This is a genomic window from Pseudomonas serbica, from assembly GCF_028823535.1.
GTDB lineage: Bacteria > Pseudomonadota > Gammaproteobacteria > Pseudomonadales > Pseudomonadaceae > Aquipseudomonas > Aquipseudomonas serbica.
Window position 1 is genome coordinate 280,289 of the sequence record NZ_JAQIYM010000005.1, and the last position, 19,901, is coordinate 300,189.

Sequence of the window (19,901 nt, forward strand, 5' to 3'; positions counted from 1 at the left end):
TGCGAACAGACTGGCTCCCACAAGAACACTGAAAATCCATTGTGGGAGCGAGCCTGCTCGCGAAGAAGGCAACTCGGTTCCAGCTCAAACCCAAATTGCATCCCACAACGGATAGTCGCCTAGCCGCTCGACCAGTCCTGCCCTCAGCGGGTTGGCCACAATATATCGAGCCATCTTTACCAGATCCTCATCACGGCGCAGTGCTCGATCATGAAAGCCTTGCTGCCAGACACTGACCTGTCGCCCAGTGGACCGGTTGAGCGCCTTGGTACTTAACGACTTGGTTCGTTGCATCAGCCCACTCAAAGACCCCCGCTGCAAGTCAATCAGCCAGTGAAAGTGATCAGGCATGACTACCCATGCCAGAGAGTTCACCAGCCCTGAGATGTGTGCTTGGCGAAATTGATGCACAACCAGCCTGCCCGAACAGTAGTCCGCAAAAATGGGTTCCCTATCAAGTGTATTGGTGGTGAGCAAATAAATTCGGTTGGGTTCGGCATACCGGCCCGATCTCAATCGATGGGAAGCTGCTGGATCAGGCATTCCTTTGCCTCTTTCATGCAGGAGTCATGAAAGGTTAGCCATGGAACTGCCAGGCAGTCATGCAGACTTTTAGCTTGATGTGTCTGGAAGAACGCCTTCGCGAGCAGGCTCGCTCCCACAGTGGATGTGGTGACTGCACAATTTGTGCGGGCTTGCTCGCGAAAGCGATAGATCAGTCAATCAAGGATCAAGCAACCACCCCAGCATCCGCCCTCAACCCCAGCGCCTCGATCGCATTGATCGCACACTGCTCATCAACGTCGGACAAATCCCCGCTGATCCCCACCGCCCCCAGCACGTTCCCGTCCTGATCCCGCACCAGCACACCGCCCGGTGCCGGCACGACGCTGCCCTGCCCCAGGCTATTCAATGCTGCGATGAACGCCGGGCGCTGCTGGGCGTCCAGTGCCAGCAGGCGTGAGCCCTTGCCCAGCGCAATGGCGCCCCAGGCTTTGCCAATGGCGACGTGCGGGCGCAGCAGGCTGGCGCCGTCTTCGCGCTGCAGGGTGATCAGGTGCCCGCCGGCATCCAGTACCGCAATGGTCAGTGGCGCTGCGGAGATGGCCCGCCCTGCGCTGATGGCTTCGTTGAGCAGGTTGACTGCGACTTTCAAGGTTAAAGCGCTCATGGTGCCGTCCTCATTTTGTTTTTCGGAAAGGCGGTGGACTGCTTCGATGTGCCGCAGCCCGATGCAACAAATAGAACACAATGAGTTATTTTTTTGTATACAATAATTATCGAAAAGCGCCACATGCGACGAAAAGCCACAGTAGACCGGGCTTCCGACGAATGAAACAAGCGCTTGAGAAAATGGATTGACCTGCGCCGTCCGCCGTGAATACACTCTGCGCAAAGCCACTTGTATACAATTACAAAACGTAAAGAGGCACAAAACCATGAGCAAAATGAGAGCAATCGAAGCCGCCGTTCTGGTGATGCGCCGTGAAGGGGTTGATACCGCTTTTGGCATCCCCGGTGCCGCCATCAACCCGCTGTACTCCGCCCTGCAAAAGGTCGGCGGCATCGATCACGTACTCGCTCGCCACGTTGAAGGCGCCTCGCACATGGCCGAGGGCTACACCCGCACCAAGGCCGGCAACATCGGCGTATGCATCGGCACTTCCGGCCCTGCCGGTACCGACATGGTCACCGGGCTCTACAGCGCCTCGGCCGACTCGATTCCAATCCTCTGCATTACCGGCCAGGCACCCCGCGCCCGTATGCACAAGGAAGACTTCCAGGCTGTCGACATCACCAGCATCGTCAAGCCAGTCACCAAGTGGGCGACCACCGTTCTCGAACCGGGCCAGGTGCCTTACGCGTTCCAGAAAGCTTTCTTTGAGATGCGCTCCGGCCGTCCAGGCCCGGTGCTGATCGACCTGCCGTTCGACGTTCAGATGGCTGAAATCGAATTCGACATCGACGCTTACCAGCCATTGCCGCTGGCCAAGCCGACCGCTACTCGCGTCCAGGTCGAGAAGGCTCTGGCCTTGCTGGACCAGGCCGAACGCCCGTTGCTGGTGGCCGGTGGTGGCATCATCAACGCCGACGCCAGCGACCTGCTGGTGGAGTTCGCCGAGCTGACGGGTATCCCGGTCATCCCGACCCTGATGGGCTGGGGCACCATCCCGGACGATCACCCGCTGATGGTCGGCATGGTTGGCTTGCAGACCTCGCACCGTTACGGCAACGCCACCATGCTGAAGTCGGACGTGGTGCTGGGCATCGGTAACCGTTGGGCCAACCGTCACACCGGTTCGGTCGATGTGTACACCGAAGGCCGCAAGTTCATTCACGTCGACATCGAAGGCACTCAGATCGGCCGCGTGTTCACCCCGGACCTGGGCATCGTGTCCGACGCCGCCGCCGCACTGACCGTGTTCATCGAAGTTGCTCGCGAATGGCAAGCCGCCGGCAAGCTGAAAAACCGCAGCGCCTGGCTGCAAGACTGCCAGCAGCGCAAGGCCAGCCTGCAGCGCAAGACTCACTTCGACAACGTGCCGGTCAAGCCGCAGCGCGTTTACGAAGAGATGAACCAGGTGTTCGGCAAGGACACTTGCTACGTCAGCACCATCGGTCTGTCGCAGATTGCCGGCGCGCAGTTCCTGCACGTCTACAAGCCGCGTCACTGGATCAACTGCGGTCAGGCAGGCCCTCTGGGCTGGACCATTCCAGCGGCACTGGGCGTGGTCAAGGCTGATCCGAACCGCAAGGTTGTGGCCCTGTCGGGGGACTATGACTTCCAGTTCATGATCGAAGAACTGGCAGTGGGCGCGCAGTTCAAGCTGCCGTACATCCACGTTGTGGTGAACAATTCGTATCTGGGTCTGATCCGCCAGGCGCAGCGCGGTTTCGACATGGATTACTGCGTGCAGCTGTCGTTCGACAACCTGAACGCGCCGGAACTCAACGGCTACGGTGTCGACCACGTCGCGGTGGCCGAAGGCCTCGGCTGCAAGGCGCTGCGTGTGTTCGAACCGGCGCAGATCCAGCCTGCCCTGCGCAAGGCACAGGAGCTGATCGAAGAGTTCAAGGTACCGGTCATCGTCGAGATCATCCTGGAACGCGTGACCAACATTTCCATGGGCACCGAGATCAACGCCGTCAACGAATTCGAAGACCTGGCGCTGGTCGGCAACGACGCACCGACGGCGATTTCGTTGCTCGATTAACAGCCTGATCGCTTGATCGTTCCCACGCACTGCGTGGGAACGAGAACCTAACACGGGAGACCACCATGCCGCGTTTCGCAGCCAACCTGTCCATGCTGTTCACCGAACAAGACTTTCTCGCCCGTTTCGAAGCGGCCGCCAAGGCCGGTTTCAGTGGTGTCGAGTATCTGTTCCCCTACGACTTCAGCTCGGCCGAAATCAAGGCCCGGCTCGACGCCAACGGCCTGACACAAGTGCTGTTCAACCTGCCAGCCGGCGACTGGGCCAAGGGCGAGCGCGGTATCGCCTGCTTGCCAGACCGGGTTGAAGAGTTCCGCGCCGGTGTCGACCTGGCGATTGCCTACGCACAAGTACTGGGCAACACCCAGATCAACTGCCTGGCCGGTATCCGCCCACAAGGCGTTGACGATGCCACCGTGGAAAAAACCTTCGTCGCCAACCTCAAGTACGCCGCCGACAAGTTGCAAGCGGCCGGCATCAAGTTGGTGATGGAAGCGATCAACACCCGCGACATCCCGGGTTTCTACCTGAACAACACGGCACAAGCCCTGTCGATTCGCGAGCAGGTCGGCAGCACCAACCTGTTCCTGCAATACGACATCTACCACATGCAAATCATGGAAGGCGACCTGGCCCGCACCCTGCAATCGCACCTGGGCGAGATCAACCATGTGCAGCTCGCGGATAACCCGGGGCGCAACGAACCAGGCACCGGTGAAATCAACTACCGCTTCCTGTTCGAACACCTGGACCGCATCGGTTACCAGGGTTGGGTCGGTTGCGAATACAAGCCGCTGACCACCACGGAAGCAGGCCTGGGCTGGTTGAAAACCCATAACGCAATCTGACACAGCTCCCTGGTAGGAGCTGGCTTGCCAGCGAAGGCGCCCTTGAGCCTTGCGCTGGTCATCCAGCAGCCTTCGCCGGCAAGCAGGCTCCTACAAAAGCAGTTCCCAATTTGTTTGAAGCAGCAATAAAGACAAGAGGATTTTCTCATGGCTAAAATCGGATTTATCGGCACCGGCATCATGGGCCACCCAATGGCGGCGAACCTGCAAAAAGCCGGTCACAGCCTGTTCCTGTCGGCGCACCACGACGCCGCCCCCGCCGACCTGGTCGCCGCCGGTGCCGTTGCCCTGGCGAACCCGAAGGAAGTCGCCCAGGAAGCCGAATTCATCATCGTCATGGTTCCGGACACCCCGCAGGTCGATGACGTGCTGTTCCGCGCCGACGGCGTGGCTGCAGGCCTGGGCAAAGGCAAGGTAGTGATCGACATGAGCTCGATCTCGCCGACCGCCACCAAGGCCTTCGCCGCCAAAATCAATGAAAAGGGCGCCCAGTACCTCGACGCGCCAGTGTCCGGCGGTGAAGTCGGCGCCAAGGCTGCGACCCTGAGCATCATGGTCGGCGGCGATGCCGATGCCTTCGAACGCGCACTGCCGCTGTTCCAGGCCATGGGCAAGAACATCACCCTGGTCGGCGGCAATGGTGACGGTCAAACCGCCAAGGTGGCGAACCAGATCATCGTTGCGCTGAACATCCAGGCGGTGGCCGAAGCCCTGCTGTTCGCGGCCAAGAACGGTGCCGATCCAGCCAAGGTGCGTGAAGCGCTGATGGGCGGCTTCGCTTCGTCGAAGATCCTCGAAGTGCATGGCGAGCGCATGATCAAGGGCACCTTCGATCCGGGCTTCCGCATCAGCCTGCACCAGAAGGACCTGAACCTGGCCCTGCAAGGCGCCAAGGAGCTGAACATCAACCTGCCGAACACCGCCAACGCCCAGCAAGTGTTCAGCACCTGCGCCGCCATCGGTGGAAGCAACTGGGACCACTCGGCGCTGATCAAGGGCCTGGAACACATGGCGAATTTCTCGATTCGCGATAAATAACGCCACTCCCCCTGTTGGAGCTGGCTTGCCAGCGATTGCCTCGACACGGTCTGCCTGACATACCGAGGCGTCTGGATCGCTGGCAAGCCAGCTCCTACAGAGGTATCACCGCGGCAACGTCAACCCATAACAAGAATTCCGGGAGCCCGCCATGTCGGTCGATCCGCAACAATTCCTGCGCGAGCTGTTCGCCACAGCCATCGACGCGGCCCATCCGCAACAAGTCCTCGAAGCCCATCTGCCTGCCGACCGTAGCGGTCGGGTGATCGTCATCGGTGCCGGCAAAGCCGCGGCGGCCATGGCCCAGGTGGTCGAGCGCTGCTGGCAGGGTGAAGTGTCCGGTCTGGTGGTGACGCGTTACGGTCACGGCGCCCCCTGCGAAAAAATCGAAGTGGTCGAAGCCGCGCATCCGGTTCCGGACGCAGCCGGCCAGGCGGTGGCCAAGCGTGTATTCGAACTGGTCAGCAACCTGAGCGAAGCCGACCGCGTCATCTTCCTGCTGTCGGGCGGTGGTTCGGCGTTGCTCGCCCTGCCCGCTGCCGGCATCACCCTGGCCGACAAGCAATCGATCAACAAAGCCCTGCTCAAATCCGGCGCCACCATTGGCGAGATGAACTGCGTACGCAAACACCTCTCGGCGATCAAGGGCGGCCGGCTCGGCAAGGCTTGCTGGCCAGCCACTGTGTACACCTATGCGATTTCCGATGTGCCGGGCGATCTCGCCACGGTCATCGCCTCCGGCCCCACCGTGGCCGACCCGAGCACCTCGGCCGAAGCGCTGGCGATCCTCAAGCGCTATGCCATCGACGTGCCGGCCTCCGTGCGTAGCTGGCTGCAAAGCCCGGAATCGGAAACGGTAAAACCCGGTGATCCAAGCCTGGCCCGCAGCCACTTCCAGTTGATCGCCCGTCCACAGCAATCCCTGGAAGCCGCGGCGGTGAAGTGCCGCCAGGCCGGTTACAGCCCATTGATCCTGGGTGACCTGGAAGGTGAATCCCGGGAAGTGGCGAAAGTCCACGCCGGCATCGCCCGACAGATCGTCCAGCACGGTCAACCGCTGGCCGCGCCCTGCGTGATTCTTTCGGGCGGCGAAACCACAGTCACCGTTCGCGGCAATGGCCGTGGCGGGCGCAACGCCGAGTTCCTGCTGAGCCTGACCGACAGCCTCAAGGGCTTGCCCGGCGTCTATGCCCTGGCCGGCGACACCGACGGCATCGACGGTTCCGAAGACAACGCCGGGGCAATCATGACCCCGGACAGCTACGCCCGCGCCGCCGCCCTCGGCTTGAGCGCCAGCGACGAGTTGGACAATAACAATGGCTACGGCTATTTCGAGGCGCTGGACGCACTGATCGTCACCGAGCCGACCCGCACCAACGTGAACGACTTCCGCGCCATTCTGATCCTTGAGAGCCCAAAACATGACGCCTGATAAAAAGGTCAAGATCCTCGCCACTCTCGGTCCCGCCACCGACGGAATCGATGACATTCGTGAACTGGTGCAGGCCGGGGTCAATATCTTTCGCCTGAACTTCAGCCACGGCGATCACGCCGACCACGCCAAACGCTACCAGTGGATCCGTGAAGTCGAGCGCCAGCTGAATTATCCGCTGGGCATCCTGATGGACCTGCAAGGCCCTAAATTACGGGTCGGCAAATTTGCCCAGGGCAAAGTCCAGCTGTATCGCGGTCAGGCCTTGCGCCTGGACCTCGATGCCACGCCAGGTGACGAGCGCCGGGTCAACCTGCCGCACCCGGAGATCATCGCTGCGCTCGAGCCGGGCATGGACCTGCTGCTGGACGACGGCAAGCTGCGCCTGCGGGTGGTCACCAAGTATGCCGACGCCATCGACACCACCGTGCTCAATGGCGGCGAACTGTCCGATCGAAAAGGCGTGAACGTGCCCCAAGCGGTGCTCGACCTGAGCCCACTGACCGCCAAGGATCGCCGTGACCTGAGCTTCGGCCTCGAACTGGGGGTGGACTGGGTGGCGCTGTCGTTCGTACAACGTCCGGAAGACATCATCGAAGCCCGGGCGCTGATCGGCGACAAGGCGTTCCTGATGGCCAAGATCGAAAAGCCGTCGGCGGTCACGCAATTGCGCGAAATCGCCGAATTGAGCGACGCGATCATGGTCGCCCGCGGTGACCTGGGCGTGGAAGTGCCGGCCGAAAGCGTGCCGCAGATCCAGAAGACCATCATCAGCACCTGCCGCGAGCTCGGCAAGCCAGTGGTGGTGGCGACGCAGATGCTCGAATCCATGCGTTTCTCCCCGGCGCCCACCCGCGCCGAAGTCACCGATGTCGCCAACGCGGTGGCCGAAGGGGCCGACGCGGTGATGTTGTCGGCGGAAACCGCGTCCGGTGAATACCCGCTGGAAGCCGTGCAGATGATGAGCAAGATCATCCGCCAGGTGGAGAACGGCCCGGACTATCAGAACCAACTGGACGTCAGCCGACCAAAAGCCGAAGCGACGGTTAATGATGCGATCAGTTGCGCGATCCGCCGTATCAGCAATGTGTTGCCGGTGGCGGTGCTGGTCAACTACAGCGAATCAGGCACCTCGAGCCTGCGCGCTGCACGTGAACGGCCGACGGTACCGATCCTCAACCTGACGCCGAACCTGCAAACCGCTCGTCGCCTGACCGTGGCGTGGGGCGTGCACTCGGTGGTCAACGATCGCCTGCGCCAGGTGGACGAGGTTTGCTCCACGGCCCTGGAGATTGCCCAGGCCCAGGGCATGGCGCAGCGTGGCGATACGTTATTGATTACGGCGGGTGTGCCGTTTGGGCAGCCGGGGTCGACTAACTCTTTGCGGATCGAAACATTGATTTAACTTCCACATGATCGTTCCCACGCTCTGCGTGGGAATGCAGCCCGGGACGCTCCGCGTCCCAAGAGCAGACGCAGAGCGTCCATTTAGGCATTCCCACGCGGAGCGTGGGAACGATCAGTACTGAAACGACCCTTACCATGCCTGCCAACCACTTCAACACCCACTGCCCCGACTGGGCCGAAGCCTTGCTCAACGGTTTCAGTCAGATATTCCTGCAGCGCAATCCGCTGTGCGGCTTGCTGATTCTTTCGGCCATCCTGTTCACCGCTCCTGCCCTGCTCGGTGGCGCATTGCTTGGCGGTGTCGCCGGATTGCTCACCGCGCAACGTCGCAACTATGCCAAGGCTGATCGTCAGGCCGGGCTGTTCAGCTACAACGGCGTATTGCTCGGCCTGCTGCTGAGCTTGTACTTCCCCTGGTCGGCGATGATGCCACCGCTAATCCTGGCCGCCGGCGGCCTGAGTGCGATGATCACTCAACAATGGCTCAAACGCGTCCGGTTCAGCCAATACCTGCCCGCCTACACCGCGCCCTTCGTCGTACTGAGCTGGTTACTGCTGTGCTTCGCCACACCCTCGACCGAGGCGCACCTGATCGAGGTCAGCACACTGAACATGCTCGCCGCCCCCTTCAAGGGCCTCGGCCAGGTGATGTTCCTCGGTCATCCGCTGGCCGGTGCCATGATTGCCGCCGGGTTGCTGATCGCCGATCGTCGCGCCTTCTGCTGGGCGTTGTTGGCGTCGATTGCGGGCATGGGTTGGAGCCTGCTGAATCACGACTTCTACACTGCACTGCTGGGCCTGGCTGGCTACAACGCCGTGCTCGCCGCCCTCGCCTTCAGCGCGCAGCGCCAGCAGCCCTGGCTGCCACTGGTGGCGATTGCCTCTGCGCTGCTGCTGACACCGATGTTTGCCGCTATCGGCCTGCCCACGCTGACCGCACCGTTTATCCTCGCCTGCTGGCTGATCCGTACGGTGGCTCAACTGATCGGCAAAGCGACGGGCGCCAGTGCGCCTTGCGCTCCTGGGGAGAATCAACCTAGGCTGCGCTGATCATCGAGTCAGGCGTTATCCATGGACAGCAACAAAAACTGGCGTGAAGACCTTTACGTCATGATTTTCCAGAGCGACACCACGGCGGGTCGGCGCTTCGACGGCATACTGCTGTTGATCATCCTCGCCAGCCTGGTGATCGTGATGCTCGACAGCATCGACACCGTTCACCGCAACTACGCCGACGTGTTGGCGTATATCGAATGGGGCTTCACGGTCATCTTCGCCATCGAGTATGGCCTGCGCCTGTACTGTTCGCCCAAGCCCCTGCGCTATGCCTTCAGCTTTTATGGACTGGTGGATCTGCTCGCTATAGTGCCCGGCATCCTTGCGCTCTATTACGCCGATGCGCAGTACCTGCTGATTATCCGGATCATCCGGATGCTGCGGATTTTCCGCGTGCTCAAGCTGAGCCCTTACCTCAAACAAGCCAACTACCTGATGTCCGCGCTGCGCGGCAGCAAGCAGAAAATCGTGGTGTTCCTGGTGAGCGTCTGCACGCTGGTGACGGTGTTCGGCACGCTGATGTACGTGATCGAAGGCCCGGAGCACGGTTTCACCAGCATTCCCAAGGGCATCTACTGGGCTATCGTGACGCTGACCACCGTGGGCTTCGGCGACATCGTACCGAAGACGCCATTGGGCCAGGTGATTTCCTCGCTGGTGATGATCACCGGTTACTCGATCATCGCCGTACCGACCGGTATTTTTACCGCCGAACTGGCCAACGCCATGCGTGGCGAACAGTTGCAACATGACTGCCCGGTGTGCAAGAAAAACAGCCATGAACACGGCGCCGCGTTCTGCTCTCGCTGCGGCAACGCATTATTCAAGAAACGGGAATAAGCAAAGAGCTTTTTAATCTTTAAACGACTATGCGAGCCCGGCTATAGTCGCTGGCAAATTGCCTCGTATTCTAAAAAACATCGTCTCGAACAAGGAATTCGCAGTGAAAAAACTCTTTGGCGCCTCACTCCTGGCCGCGGGCCTGGCACTGTCCAGCATGGCCCAGGCCGCACCGACCCTGCTCAACGTTTCCTACGACGTGATGCGCGATTTCTACAAGGACTACAACACTGCGTTCCAGAAACACTGGCAAGCCGAACACAACGAAAACATCACCCTGCAGATGTCCTTTGGCGGCTCGAGCAAACAGGCACGTTCGGTCATCGATGGCCTGCCCGCTGACGTGATCACCATGAACATGGCCACCGACATCAACGCCCTGGCCGACAACGGCAAACTGATCCCGGACAACTGGGTCACCCGCCTGCCGAACAACAGCGCGCCGTTCACCTCGGCCACCGTGTTCATCGTCCGCAAAGGCAACCCGAAAGCCCTCAAAGACTGGCCCGACCTGCTCAAGGACGGCGTGCAAGTCATCGTGCCCAACCCGAAAACCTCGGGCAACGGCCGCTACACCTACCTGTCGGCCTGGGGCTACGTGCTGAAAAACGGCGGCGACGAGAACAAGGCCAAAGACTTCGTCGGCAAGCTGTTCAAGCAGGCGCCTGTGCTGGATACCGGTGGCCGCGCCGCGACGACGACCTTCATGACCAACCAGATCGGCGACGTGCTGGTGACCTTCGAAAACGAAGCGGAAATGATCGCCCGCGAGTTTGGCCGCGATCAGTTCGAAGTGATCTACCCAAGCGTCTCCGCCGAAGCCGAACCACCAGTGTCGGTGGTCGACAAGACCGTCGACAAGAAAGGCACCCGCGCCGCCGCGGAGGAATACCTGAAGTACCTGTGGTCGCCAGAAGGCCAGGAAATCGCTGCCGCCAACTACCTGCGTCCGCGTGACCCGGTCGTGCTGGCCAAGTACACCGACCGCTTCCCGAAAGTAGACTTCCTGTCGGTCGAGAAGACCTTCGGTGACTGGCGCACCGTGCAGAAGACCCACTTCAATGATGGCGGGGTCTTCGACCAGATTTATGCGCAGTAACCGTTAAGCAGACACGATTGCCTGTAGGTGTTGCCGCAGCCTGCGCCAGCTCCTGCAGGGGAGCGCCGCTAGCTCAGGTTGCCGCAGAAAATATCCTGATTACCATCGGCCGGGCTTTCACGCACGACCAGGGCATATCCGCCCGCTCGCAGCGTTTCCATGGCGATCGGAGCGCTCTTCCAGAAATACTGGTGCGACGCCTGGGAATAGAACCGCGCATTCGGACCGTCGTTCATGTCATAGGCCGGTTTCGCACCCAGGCTCGCACAACTTCCCGGATAGATATAGGCCTGCAAGCGGCCCGGCAAAGCACTTCCCATGCTTTCGCCACTGACCGCGAACCAGAACACCGTTGTGTTACCGTCGGACATCATGATGGGCCGGGCGATGTTCCCGGCATTGATGGAAGTAGCGTTCAAGGGAACGTTGGTGACCTGACGGTCAGGTACTGTCGAGCACCCGAAGATCGACCCAACCGCTACCACCAACGCCAGCGAAGATACGATTTTCATCGTGATACTCCCGCTATGTAAGGACACGTTGAAGTGATCCCCCTGTAAATTCTAGCTGTCACGGCAAAGCGGGCGGTTCTTCGGATGGCCGGTCTGCGTTGGCACCACATCGGCGAGCGGCACGCGCGGTCGTCAATCATTACGCCATGGCATGACTACTATCACTCCAAACTCTCTTCCGCCGTTGCGGTCAAGCCTTTAGCCTGCGCGCTTTCCCTCCAGTTCAACGAGACACCTTATGAACCCAGCGACCCAAGTGCCCCACGGCACCGCGACAATGACCCGAGGCATGGTGCTGCTGTTTGCCTTCTGCTGTGGTGCGATCGTCGCCAACATCTACTATGCGCAGCCGATCATCGGCCTGATCGCACCGGACATCGGCCTGACCAGCACCATGGCCAGCCTGATCGTGTCGCTGACCCAGATCGGCTACGCCCTGGGCCTGTTCTTCCTCGTGCCCTTGGGTGACCTGTTGGAAAACCGCCGGCTGATGATCATCACCACCTTGGTGGCGATTGCCAGTCTGCTGGGCGCGGCGTTCACCGATCAGCCGAACGTGTTCTTGCTGATTTCGCTGCTGGTGGGCTTCAGCTCGGTGTCGGTGCAGATCCTGATTCCGCTGGCCGCGCACCTGGCGCCGGAAGAATCCCGCGGTCGCGTGGTCGGCGGGATCATGGGCGGTTTGTTGCTGGGGATCCTGCTGGCGCGACCGGTGTCCAGCGTGGTGGCCGATCATTTCGGTTGGCGGGCAATGTTCGTGATTGCTGCACTGTTGATGGCTGCAATCAGCATCGTGCTGGCGGTGACCATTCCCAAGCGCCAGCCTGACCACAGCGCATCCTACGGCCAATTGCTGGGCTCGCTCTGGACGCTCCTGCGCCAACAGCCGGTGCTGCGCCAGCGAGCGTTTTACCAAGGGTGCATGTTCGCCACGTTCAGCCTGTTCTGGACCGCCGTGCCGCTGGAACTGGCGCGCAATCATGGGTTGTCGCAAAGCCAGATCGCAATTTTCGCCCTGGTCGGCGCAATCGGCGCCATTGCCGCGCCTATCGCCGGACGCCTGGCCGACGCCGGTCACACCCGCATTGCTTCATTGCTGGCCCTGTTGTTCGCCAGCCTGAGCTTCCTGCCCGCGTTCATCCATCCGGCCTACAGCGTGATCGGCCTGGCAGTGACCGGCGTGGTCCTGGACTTCTGCGTGCAAATGAACATGGTCCTTGGCCAACGCGCGGTCTATGCCCTGGACGCCAAGAGCCGCAGCCGCCTGAATGCCTTGTACATGACCAGCATCTTCATCGGCGGCGCATTTGGTTCGTCCGTGGCCAGCGCGGTGTATGAACACGGCGGATGGTTGTGGATCGTGGTGGTCGGCAGTGCGTTTCCACTGTTGGCGTTGCTGCGCTTTCTCAGTGTTTCGCAGAAGGCTTCGCTGGCGACCGCGTAATCCAGGCGCCTGGCGGGCAAGTCGAAGCGCCCGCCAAGACAACGTCCCCGGCGGTTAGCGCACTTGGAATATCGGGGACCTGGACACTGATGGCGGTGTTATCAAAGCCCCATTCGAAAGGCATGCCGTTTGGTTATATTGCGGAGTGTGTGTCCAGTCAGGCGCATGCACCGGGCTCGTCGAGGCAGGCCAGTAATCGCTCGACGGTGTGCTCCAGCGGCGCGGAGTTGTCGAGCACATGCACGTTCGGATCTTCGGCCAGCAGTTGCTCATTGAAACGGGCATTGCGCGCCAGGCGCTGGTCGATTTCAGCCACGGACTCACGCCCACGCGCCAGCAGGCGCTGGCGTAGCACAGCCGGGTTAACGGTCAGCAACACCGCCAACATGTCTGGATAACGTTCGCGAGTATTGTGCAGGTGCCCCCGCGAACCGTTGACCAGCACGTCCTGCCCGGCGGCCAGCCAGTCATCGATTTCCCGCGGGATGCCATAGGACAGGCCATTGGCGTGCCAGCTCAGGGCAAACGCGCCCTGGGCCTCCATCCCGGCGAACTGCTGCGCACTGACGCCCAGCGCCGCCTCGCCCACCGCTTCCGCCGAACGCGTGATGACCCGCCGCACGATGCGGCAGCCGCGCTCGGCCAACCGCTCCCGCGCGGCATCGAGCAGGCTGTCCTTGCCTGAACCCGAAGGCCCGATGAGATAGATCAACCTGCCTGCCATCAAAACACCCTCTTCGCTTGTCGCCCTGCTTGCTGGCTACCGGTAAATTTTCTTGCCGCGATCAGAGAGCCCGGTGGCCATGAAATGTTCACGGTACTTGGATTCCTGCGCGATCTGGCGCTGACCCGGCGAGTGGTCCATCACCAGCGGGATCGGCAAAATTTTATAAGATCAGAATCTTTTGACGCTGCTTTCAAGAACAGATTCAGCCCCCACAAAAAAGGCGACCCCAAAGGTCGCCTTTTGCACTACTGCCCGAACTGCCGTCCCAAACCACCCGGCACCCCTTGGATATCCGTCTCTTCCCACGGCCCTTTCGGGCTGATCGAGCGGCTCCAGCCGTTATCCCAGCGGTAATAGGTGCGCTGGCGGTAGAAGGTGTTCGGTTGATCGTCGAGCACGTACACACCCAGTTTCGGGTCCCAGTGACTGTTGCCCCCCGGTGGCGGCGCAAAGCTCGCCGAGGTGCGCGGCAATGGCTTGGCCGGCTTGGCCGGGGTAGTCGGTTTGCTCGGTGCCGTCGAGGGCGCCGGTTTGGTACTCGGCTGCGACGGCGGGATCGGTGGCGGAGTCGTCTGCTCGGGTGGCCGCTGGACCGCACAAGCGCTCAGCCCCAAAACAACGCTGAGCAGGGTAATACGAGCAATGGCGGTCATGGTGGCGTTTCCTGTTATTTATCCGGGCTGTCGATGGTCAGTTGTTGCGGCGCGGTGGTGCTGCTGGCCAGGGGCTGGCTACGACCGATCCACTCGCCTGCCGTCGGTTGGCCGGCACGGGAGATGCGCGCAACCAGTTGGACTTCAGGGAAGTTCGACAGTTTCAACTGCGGCATCATTGCATCGCCATCGCCCAGTTCCACCGTTGCCGGCAGATCCGCCACGGTCAGGCGCTTGGCCGCCAACGGCGCCGGTGGGCCCGAGGTGGCGCGGGCGAAGATGAATACGCTGTCGCCCGGCTGGACCTTGGCTTTCAGGTCGGCCGCCAGGTCCACGCGGACCTTGAGCAGCGCTGCCGGTTTGGCCGCTGGCGCCTCGGCCACTTTGCCCCCGCTGGCCACCAGTTTCTCGCTGGCCCGGGCAATGCCGCCCTGCAGCGCGACACGGGATTTATCCTCCGGTGGCAGTTGCTCCAGCAGACGATTCCAGTAATCGATCGCTTCCTGATAACGCTGGCCTTCGAACGCGGCGATGCCCAAAAGGCCAAGGCTGGTGACTTCCTTCGGATCGGCTTTGAGCGCTTCGTCGGTCAGGGCCTGGACCTTGTCCGACCATTTCTTGCCATCGGCGAAGTACTGGGCCTGCGCCCACTGCCCAAGCAATTCAGGCTGACGCCCGGCGAGATTGACGGTGCGCTCGAAGGCCTTCGCCGCGTCGGCAGGACGATCCTGGGTCATGTAGGTGCGACCGAGGAAGTACAGCGCTTCGGCGGAATCCGGCTGCGCCGCGACTGCGCGCTCCAGACGCTGGGTCATCTCTTCCATCGACTGCGGCGCCTGGGAGAATTCCCGGGTCAGTTCGACCTTGTCGCTGGCACCAAAATGCAGGTACAGGCCCAGGCCCAGCACCGGGACCAGGATCGCAGCCAGCAAGGGGGCCGGCTTGCCCAGGCGCGACACCCGTGGCGCGGCAACGCCCTCGGTGTCGGCGAGCAATTCACGGGCGGCTTCGGCGCGCCCGGCGTCCATCTGCGCGGTATCGAGCACGCCCTCCGCCTGCTGAACCTGCAGCTCGGCCACGCGCTCCTGATACAGCGCCACGTTCAGGGCAGTACGATCCTCTTCGAGCTGGGCGCGACGACTACGCAGAACGGGGATCAACAGAAAACTCAGGGCCACCAGGAGCAGCAGACCTGCAGCGAGCCAGAAATCAATCATTCTTGGTTTTTATCCAACAGTTGGTCGAGGCGCTCGCGCTCCTCGGCAGAAAGCGAGCCCGGCGCCTCGGCGCGTTGTGCGCGACGACGACGGACGATCACCGCGATGATCACCAAACCACCGAGCAGCAGACCGGCGGGACCGAACCAGAGCAGCGCGGTCTTGGCGTTCAGGGCGGGTTTGTAGCGGACGAAATCACCATAGCGATCGACCATGAAATCGATGATCTGCTGGTTGTCCTTGCCCTCGCCGAGCATGCGGAAAATCTCTTTGCGCAGGTCGGCAGCGATCGGCGCATTGGAGTCGGCGATGTCCTGGTTTTGGCACTTGGGGCAACGCAGTTCCTTGGTCAATTCACGAAAACGCTCGCGATCACCTTCCTTGGCGAACTCATAGGTGTCGATGGCGGCGTGGGCCACGCCGGCCATGCTCAAGCCCAGAACGACAGCGGCTAGCCAGCGCTTCATGGCTTGGCCTCATCAACCAGCGCCTGGTACTTGGCCGCCAGTTTCTCCCGCCAGACCTGCTCGTCGATCACGCCGACGAACTTGTCGCGGATGATGCCCTTGGCGTCGATGAAGAAAGTTTCCGGGGCGCCGTATACACCGAGGTTCAGGCCCAGGGTGCCGGCATCGTCACGGATGTCCAGTTGATAGGGATTATGGAATTCGTCCAGCCACTTCAAGGCGTCGGCGTTGACGTCCTTGTAGTTGATGCCGTAGATCACCACGCCCCTCTCGGCCAGCTTGTTCAACACCGGGTGCTCGACCCGGCAGGAGATGCACCAGGTGCCCCAGACGTTGACCAGTGCCGGTTTGCCGAGGATGTCGGCACGGGTCAGGGTCTTGTCGCCCTGCACCGCTGGCAGGGAAAACTCCGGGAACGGCTTGTTGATCATGGCCGAAGGCAGCTCGGCTGGATCCAGGTACAACCCACGGTAAAGGAATACAGCGACCACCAGAAAAATCGCCAGTGGCAACACCATCAACCAACGCTTCATGCAGTGGCTCCCGACAGGCCCAGCGCTTCACGCACACGGGCTTTCACTTTGACTCGATAACGCCGATCCAGCGCCGCCAACAACCCGCCCAGACCGGTGAGCAAGCCACCGAACCAGATCCAGCGCACGAACGGTTTCACGTGCACACGCACCGCCCAGGCGCCATCCCCCAAGGGTTCGCCCAGGGCGACATAGAGGTCACGGGTGAAACCGGCGTCGATCCCGGCTTCGGTCATCACCGAGTTCTGCACCGTGTACAGGCGTTTTTCCGGGTGCAGCACGCTGACTTCCTTGCCATCCCTGATCACCCGTACGGTGCCCTTGTCGGAGGTGAAATTCGGGCCTTCGAAGTGCTTGGCGCCTTCGAAGATGAACTGATAACCGCCCAGGGCCATGGATTCCCCCGGCGCCAGGCGCAAGTCGCGCTCGGCACTGTTCTGGCTCGACAACACCACGCCAAGGGCGCAGACGGCGATGCCCAGGTGGGCAACCTGCATGCCCCAGTAGCTGCGGGTCAGGGTCGGCAAACCTTTGATCAGGCCTTTGTGGCGGGTCTTGTCGACAATGTCACGCACACCGGCCAGCAACACCCAGGCCGCGAGCATGAAGGTCGCCAGCACCGCCCAGTTGAAATCGCCGTAGGCCACGCCAGCCACCACCGCCAGCGCGGCGCTGCCGAGCAGTACCGGGGTGAGCATGCCCAACAGCCATTTCACCGGGGTGTCTTTCCAGCGCACGATCACCCCGACCGCCATCACCAGCATCAACAAGGCCATCAACGGGATGAACAGCGCGTTGAAGTACGGCGGGCCGACCGACAGCTTGGCGCCGGTCATGGCATCCAGGATCAGCGGATACAAAGTACCCAGCAGGATCATCGAAGCCGCTACCACCAGCACCAGGTTGTTGCCCAGCAACAGGGTTTCCCGGGACCACAGGTTGAAGCCGACCTGGCTCTTGACCACCGGTGCGCGCAGGGCGAACAGAGTCAGCGAACCACCGACCACGAACAGCAGGAAGATCAGGATGAACACGCCGCGTTCGGGGTCCGAAGCAAAGGCGTGCACCGAGGTCAGCACGCCGGAACGCACGAGGAAGGTACCCAGCAAGCTCAAGGAAAAGGCCGCGATGGCCAGCAACACGGTCCAGCTCTTGAACACGCCACGTTTTTCCGTGACCGCCAACGAGTGAATCAGCGCCGTGCCCACCAGCCACGGCATGAACGAGGCGTTTTCCACAGGGTCCCAGAACCACCAGCCGCCCCAGCCAAGTTCGTAGTAGGCCCACCAGGAGCCCAGGGTGATGCCGATGCCGAGGAAGGCCCAGGCGACGATGGTCCACGGACGCGACCAACGCGCCCACGCAGCATCAAGACGACCGCCCATCAACGCCGCGATAGCAAAGGCGAACGCCACCGAGAAACCGACGTAACCCATGTACAGCATCGGTGGGTGAACGATCAGGCCGATATCCTGCAGCAACGGATTGAGGTCGGCGCCATCGCTGGGTATTTGCGGCAGGATGCGCTTGAACGGGTTGGAGGTGAGGATCAGGAACAGCAGGAAACCGGTGCTGATCATGCCCATCACCGCCAGCACTCGCGCCAGCATCACCTGCGGCAACTGCCGGGAAAACACCGACACGGCGAACGTCCAGCCGCCGAGGATCAACGCCCAGAGCAGCAACGAACCTTCGTGTGCCCCCCAGACGGCGCTGAACTTGTAGTACCAAGGCAGTGCGCTGTTGGAGTTGCTGGCGACATAAGCGACGGAGAAATCATCGGCCATGAACGCGTAGGTCAGGCAACCGAAGGCGAACAACAGGAACGCGAACTGGCCCCAGGCGGCGGGTTGGGCCAGGCTCATCCACAAGCGGTCACCGCGCCAGGCGCCCACCAACGGCACCACGGCCTGAACCAGGGCGAAACACAGCGCCAGGATCATGGCCAGGTGGCCCAACTCCGGGATAAAAATTCCAGATGTCATCAGTTAGCCCTCTTTCGCGGGAGTGGGTGCCGACTGGCCGCTGTCTTTCAGGGCCTTGGTCACTTCCGGCGGCATGTACTTTTCATCGTGCTTGGCCAGCACTTCATCGGCCACCACCACGCCATCAGCGTTCAGCTTACCGAGGGCGACGATGCCCTGCCCCTCGCGGAACAGGTCGGGGAGGATGCCCCGATAAGCGATGGTCACGGATTTGTTGAAGTCGGTGACGACGAACTTCACGTCCAGCGAGTCGCCGGAACGCTGCAGGGAACCGGCCTCGACCATGCCGCCGGCGCGGATGCGTGTGTCCTGCGGGGCTTCGCCATTGGCGATCTGGGTCGGCGTGTAAAACAGGTTGATGTTCTGCTGCAGGGCGCTCAGGGCCAGGCCCACGGCGGCGCCGACCCCGACCAGGATCGCCAGAATGATGATGAGACGCTTTTTACGCAGCGGATTCACTTGCCGTTCTCCCGGCGCAAACGACGCGCCTCTTGTTGCAGATACCGCTTGCGCGCCAGGATCGGCGCCGCCACGTTGAGGGCCAGCACCGCCAGGCAGATGCCATAGGCCGACCAGACATACAGGCCATGATGGCCCATGGCGAGGAAATCGCCGAATGAAGCAAAACTCATCGAGCGACCTCCAGGCTGTGTTCGACTTCGGCCTTGACCCAACTGGCCCGGGCTTCGCGCTTGAGCACTTCGAGGCGCATGCGCAGCAACAGCACCGCGCCGAAGAAACAGTAGAAACCCAGCGCCGTCAGCAGCAACGGCAGCCACATCTCGGCGGGCATCGCCGGTTTTTCCGTGAGCGTGAACGTCGCGCCCTGGTGCAGGGTGTTCCACCACTCCACCGAGTACTTGATGATCGGGATATTGATCACGCCGACAATCGCCAGCACCGCACAAGCCTTGGCCGCGCTGTCACGATTGCTGATAGCGTTGCCCAGCGCAATAAGACCGAAGTACAGGAAAAGCAGGATCAGCATGGACGTAAGACGTGCATCCCAGACCCACCACGAGCCCCAGGTCGGCTTGCCCCAGATCGCCCCGGTGACCAGCGCCACGGCGGTCATCCAGGCACCGATGGGGGCTGCGCATTGCAGGGCGACATCGGCCAGTTTCATTTTCCACACCAGCCCGACGATGCCGCACACCGCCAGCATCACGTAGATGGACTGGGCCAGCATGGCAGCCGGAACGTGGATGTAGATGATGCGGAAGCTGTTGCCCTGCTGGTAATCCGGTGGTGCAAAGGCCAAGCCCCAGACCACGCCAACGCCGATCAGCAGCAACGCCGCGACGCTCAGCCATGGCAGCATTCTGCCGCTGATGCCGTAAAACCATTTGGGCGAGCCGAGCTTGTGAAACCACGTCCAGTTCATACTGTTTCCATCACGGTTGCTGTTCGTTTTCACGACGCAGCCAA

Annotated in this window: 21 protein-coding genes; 9 read left to right on the plus strand and 12 right to left on the minus strand. The window is 61.5% G+C overall.

What is annotated here, in order from left to right; genetic code table 11:
- Nucleotides 1-84: 84 nt before the first annotated feature.
- Nucleotides 85-543 (minus strand): REP-associated tyrosine transposase, encoded by a 459-nt coding sequence (locus NQL71_RS10280; RefSeq protein ID WP_274642603.1) that lies wholly within the window; start codon nucleotides 541-543, stop codon nucleotides 85-87.
- Nucleotides 544-730: 187 nt separating this feature from the next.
- Nucleotides 731-1,171, minus strand: a complete 441-nt coding sequence (locus tag NQL71_RS10285; protein WP_274642604.1) for a GlcG/HbpS family heme-binding protein — start codon at nucleotides 1,169-1,171, stop codon at nucleotides 731-733.
- Nucleotides 1,172-1,439: 268 nt separating this feature from the next.
- Between NQL71_RS10285 and gcl the strand changes: the two genes are divergently transcribed.
- The 8 genes from gcl (at nucleotide 1,440) to NQL71_RS10325 (ending at nucleotide 10,935) form a co-directional block, all read left to right on the plus strand.
- Nucleotides 1,440-3,215: a glyoxylate carboligase gene (gene gcl / locus NQL71_RS10290; protein ID WP_046819365.1), complete on the plus strand. Its 1,776-nt coding sequence runs from the start codon at nucleotides 1,440-1,442 to the stop codon at nucleotides 3,213-3,215.
- A 65-nt stretch (nucleotides 3,216-3,280) separates the two neighbouring features.
- The gene (gene hyi, locus NQL71_RS10295; protein ID WP_046819364.1) at nucleotides 3,281-4,063 is read left to right on the plus strand and encodes a hydroxypyruvate isomerase; all 783 of its coding nucleotides are present in this window, start codon (nucleotides 3,281-3,283) and stop codon (nucleotides 4,061-4,063) included.
- A gap of 147 nt (nucleotides 4,064-4,210) precedes the next feature.
- Nucleotides 4,211-5,101 (plus strand): 2-hydroxy-3-oxopropionate reductase, encoded by an 891-nt coding sequence (locus NQL71_RS10300; protein WP_046819363.1) that lies wholly within the window; start codon nucleotides 4,211-4,213, stop codon nucleotides 5,099-5,101.
- A 151-nt stretch (nucleotides 5,102-5,252) separates the two neighbouring features.
- Complete coding sequence (locus NQL71_RS10305) at nucleotides 5,253-6,533, plus strand: glycerate kinase type-2 family protein (protein ID WP_166619204.1); 1,281 nt, start codon at nucleotides 5,253-5,255, stop codon at nucleotides 6,531-6,533.
- Nucleotides 6,523-7,938 (plus strand): pyruvate kinase, encoded by a 1,416-nt coding sequence (gene pyk, locus NQL71_RS10310; RefSeq protein ID WP_274642605.1) that lies wholly within the window; start codon nucleotides 6,523-6,525, stop codon nucleotides 7,936-7,938. The genes NQL71_RS10305 and pyk overlap by 11 nt, the downstream gene beginning before the upstream one ends.
- Nucleotides 7,939-8,075: 137 nt before the next feature.
- Nucleotides 8,076-8,990, plus strand: coding sequence for an urea transporter (locus tag NQL71_RS10315; protein WP_077184049.1), 915 nt, complete (start codon nucleotides 8,076-8,078; stop codon nucleotides 8,988-8,990).
- Nucleotides 8,991-9,011: 21 nt separating this feature from the next.
- Nucleotides 9,012-9,836, plus strand: a complete 825-nt coding sequence (locus tag NQL71_RS10320) for an ion transporter (protein WP_046819359.1) — start codon at nucleotides 9,012-9,014, stop codon at nucleotides 9,834-9,836.
- A gap of 103 nt (nucleotides 9,837-9,939) precedes the next feature.
- On the plus strand, nucleotides 9,940-10,935 hold the full coding sequence (locus tag NQL71_RS10325) for a sulfate ABC transporter substrate-binding protein (protein ID WP_077184052.1): 996 nt from the start codon (nucleotides 9,940-9,942) through the stop codon (nucleotides 10,933-10,935).
- A 68-nt stretch (nucleotides 10,936-11,003) separates the two neighbouring features.
- Here the strand turns inward: NQL71_RS10325 and NQL71_RS10330 are convergent, their stop codons facing one another.
- Nucleotides 11,004-11,447 (minus strand): hypothetical protein, encoded by a 444-nt coding sequence (locus tag NQL71_RS10330; RefSeq protein WP_077184054.1) that lies wholly within the window; start codon nucleotides 11,445-11,447, stop codon nucleotides 11,004-11,006.
- Between the two features lie 238 nt (nucleotides 11,448-11,685).
- Between NQL71_RS10330 and NQL71_RS10335 the strand changes: the two genes are divergently transcribed.
- Nucleotides 11,686-12,891 carry an MFS transporter gene (locus NQL71_RS10335; protein WP_248686348.1) on the plus strand — a complete coding sequence of 402 codons (1,206 nt, stop codon included), beginning with the start codon at nucleotides 11,686-11,688 and terminating at the stop codon, nucleotides 12,889-12,891.
- A gap of 157 nt (nucleotides 12,892-13,048) precedes the next feature.
- Here the strand turns inward: NQL71_RS10335 and phnN are convergent, their stop codons facing one another.
- From phnN to NQL71_RS10380, 9 genes are all read right to left on the minus strand, one after another.
- Entirely contained in the window at nucleotides 13,049-13,615 is a 567-nt protein-coding gene (gene phnN / locus NQL71_RS10340; RefSeq protein WP_166619206.1) for a phosphonate metabolism protein/1,5-bisphosphokinase (PRPP-forming) PhnN, read from the minus strand.
- Nucleotides 13,616-13,863: 248 nt separating this feature from the next.
- On the minus strand, nucleotides 13,864-14,271 hold the full coding sequence (locus NQL71_RS10345) for a hypothetical protein (RefSeq protein ID WP_274642606.1): 408 nt from the start codon (nucleotides 14,269-14,271) through the stop codon (nucleotides 13,864-13,866).
- 14 nt (nucleotides 14,272-14,285) lie between these two features.
- Nucleotides 14,286-15,488: a c-type cytochrome biogenesis protein CcmI gene (gene ccmI / locus NQL71_RS10350; protein ID WP_046819353.1), complete on the minus strand. Its 1,203-nt coding sequence runs from the start codon at nucleotides 15,486-15,488 to the stop codon at nucleotides 14,286-14,288.
- Nucleotides 15,485-15,955 (minus strand): cytochrome c-type biogenesis protein, encoded by a 471-nt coding sequence (locus NQL71_RS10355; RefSeq protein WP_046819352.1) that lies wholly within the window; start codon nucleotides 15,953-15,955, stop codon nucleotides 15,485-15,487. The genes ccmI and NQL71_RS10355 overlap by 4 nt, the downstream gene beginning before the upstream one ends.
- The gene (locus NQL71_RS10360) at nucleotides 15,952-16,488 is read right to left on the minus strand and encodes a DsbE family thiol:disulfide interchange protein (RefSeq protein WP_166619209.1); all 537 of its coding nucleotides are present in this window, start codon (nucleotides 16,486-16,488) and stop codon (nucleotides 15,952-15,954) included. Before NQL71_RS10360 ends, NQL71_RS10355 begins: the two co-directional genes overlap by 4 nt.
- A complete protein-coding gene (locus NQL71_RS10365) occupies nucleotides 16,485-18,473 on the minus strand; it encodes a heme lyase CcmF/NrfE family subunit (RefSeq protein WP_077184060.1) in 1,989 nt (662 codons plus the stop codon). The genes NQL71_RS10360 and NQL71_RS10365 overlap by 4 nt, the downstream gene beginning before the upstream one ends.
- Before the next feature lie 3 nt (nucleotides 18,474-18,476).
- Nucleotides 18,477-18,932 (minus strand): cytochrome c maturation protein CcmE, encoded by a 456-nt coding sequence (gene ccmE, locus NQL71_RS10370; RefSeq protein ID WP_056852992.1) that lies wholly within the window; start codon nucleotides 18,930-18,932, stop codon nucleotides 18,477-18,479.
- Nucleotides 18,929-19,105, minus strand: a complete 177-nt coding sequence (gene ccmD, locus NQL71_RS10375; protein ID WP_008055370.1) for a heme exporter protein CcmD — start codon at nucleotides 19,103-19,105, stop codon at nucleotides 18,929-18,931. The genes ccmE and ccmD overlap by 4 nt, the downstream gene beginning before the upstream one ends.
- The gene (locus NQL71_RS10380; RefSeq protein ID WP_077184061.1) at nucleotides 19,102-19,857 is read right to left on the minus strand and encodes a heme ABC transporter permease; all 756 of its coding nucleotides are present in this window, start codon (nucleotides 19,855-19,857) and stop codon (nucleotides 19,102-19,104) included. Before NQL71_RS10380 ends, ccmD begins: the two co-directional genes overlap by 4 nt.
- Nucleotides 19,858-19,901: the final 44 nt, after the last annotated feature.